General features: G+C 74.7%; 2 protein-coding genes. Both read left to right on the top strand.

The window, feature by feature from the left end; all coding sequences use genetic code 11:
• Nucleotides 1–134: 134 nt before the first annotated feature.
• Nucleotides 135–923 carry a hypothetical protein gene (locus ACFV2X_RS54690; RefSeq protein ID WP_385631610.1) on the top strand — a complete coding sequence of 263 codons (789 nt, stop codon included), beginning with the start codon at nucleotides 135–137 and terminating at the stop codon, nucleotides 921–923.
• Nucleotides 924–992: 69 nt separating this feature from the next.
• Entirely contained in the window at nucleotides 993–1775 is a 783-nt protein-coding gene (locus ACFV2X_RS54685) for a hypothetical protein (RefSeq protein ID WP_385631608.1), read from the top strand.
• The last annotated feature ends 295 nt before the right edge of the window (nucleotides 1776–2070 follow it).

Here is a 2070-nt window from a genome sequence, read left to right as displayed (position 1 = left end):
GGGGCGTCCCGGTCCAGGATCGCCTCCCGCAGAACTGCCCCTCACATAACAACCCCCCCCCCCCCGGGGGGGGGGGGGGGAGGCCCCCCCCCCCCCGGCCCCACTCGAAACCCGCCGCAAGGAGAAGCACGACCATGACCTTCCCCAGCGACCTGCCCGTCTTGGGCGGGAACGCCGACGCCGCCCGCTACCGTCGTGACCTTCTGGCCGACGGACACAGCGGCCGGATGTTCACAGAGAGCATCGGCCGCCCCCTGCTCCGCGCCCAGCAGGCCGCGCAGACGTACCGCGCGGCCGCCCAGGCCGCCGAGCTGAACCGACGCGGCACACCCAACCGCCGCTGGCTCCGGGCCCAGTCGGCCCTGTGTCACCGACGCGCCCGCATCGCAGCCGACGAGGCGGCCCTGGCCGCCGAGCAGAAGCAGCCAGCCCAGGCGGCCGCTTGGGCCGCCCTGGCCGATCGCTGCGCCAAGGCGGCCCGCCACCTCGCCCGCCCCGCGCTCCGCCGCAGCACCGCGATCACGAACCTCCGCGCCGCCGCTGCCGCCTTGGACACCCGCACCCTCCCCATCCCGGCGCAGGCCGGACAGTCCGAAGAGGCCGCCCCGTTGTCCGGCATCGCGCTGTTCAGCGTCGACAGCGGCCGCCAGGCACTCGACGACGCGCGACGCGGCGAAGGGCCGGTGCTCAAGTACGTCAACACGGTGGAGGTGGAGCTGCTGCTGTTCGCCAGCTACGCCCAGGGGCAGAACGAAACCGGCTACCACGTCGCCACACAGGCGGTCCGCGCGCTCGACCGCGCCCGCAGGACCGCGCCCGAGAACCAGGCCGAGGCCATGGACCCGCAGGCCCTGGCCGTCTCCTTCCAACTGGCCGAACAGGCCCTGGACGCGGCCGAGGCCGCCACCGCGCCCACGCCGTAGAACACCCCGGCCGGGGCGGTCGCGCCACCGCCGCCCCGGCCCCGGACCCACCCAGGAGAGCCCTGCCCGATGCCCCAACCCCCGCCCGAGCCGCACGAAGGAGCGCCCGTCACGCCGGACGACAGCCTGCTGATGCGCCCCATCTACCTGCCGTGCGAGCACCTGCCCACCTCGGCCGGCCCTGTCTGGCTCTGCCGGACATGCACCACGCCGTGGCCGTGCCCGCCCGCCCAGCCGTACCTCCGGGCGGGGCGGTGCACGTGCGGCGCGGCGACCCAGTGGGAGAAGAACGGTCCCCGACGCTGGCACGTCGGCCCCTCCTGCTACACCCACAAGGACGTCATGAACGCGCTGGCCGAAGAACTGCACCAGCAGCACATGGCGAACCCCAACTACCCGCCCAGCCACTACTACCCGCCCAAGCCCCGCCGCCGCCGACGCCAGCGCCCGCCGTACAAACACATCCCCATGGGGCCAGGCGACATCCGGCCCGGAACCTGGGTATGGGTCCGCCCCGGCGGACTCCACCCCGGATGGGGCGACATCGACCGGCTCGCCATGCTCACCGCACTCGGCACGCCGTACTGCGAGGTATGGATGGACGACACCACCGTCCACCGCGTACGACCCGAGAAGCTGGTTGTCACCGACGCCGGGCGCGAAGCCGCCCGCGCCGCAGGGCTCACCACCATCCGGCAGACGACCGGCCCCAGACCCCGCCCCCTGCTCCCTGAATGGCGATGGGTGGACTGGACTTTGACCGAGCACATCGCCCACCAGGAGCAGCACACCAACCCCAAGCCCCAGCCATCCGAACAGCCAGTACAGGACGAGCTGTTCACCGTCGCCTGACGAACCCCTCCGGGCGCCCGGCATGGCGACGGCGCCGACCGGCGGCCGCGAGCGCGGCCGCCGCGCGCGACGGCCGCGCCGGGTGCGCTGCGCCGTGGTGGGGTACCCGGCCCGGGGGGCCGGGGGTGCGAGGGGCGCTTTGCGCCGCCCCCTCGCACCCCCCGGCGGGTTCGGTTGGGGGTGTGTGGTGCGTGCGTGGGTTTGTGGTGGTGCACCCGGCCGTTGGCCGGGTCCGGGGGCTGCGCGCCCCCAGACCCCTGCGCCAGCGCCTGGGGCGCGCTGGACCGCCCTTGGT

This window comes from Streptomyces sp. NPDC059679 (genome assembly GCF_042734105.1).
Classification (GTDB): Bacteria; Actinomycetota; Actinomycetes; order Streptomycetales; family Streptomycetaceae; genus Streptomyces.
Note: the sequence above shows the minus strand (reverse complement) of the source record. Positions and strands in the feature narration are given on the sequence as shown.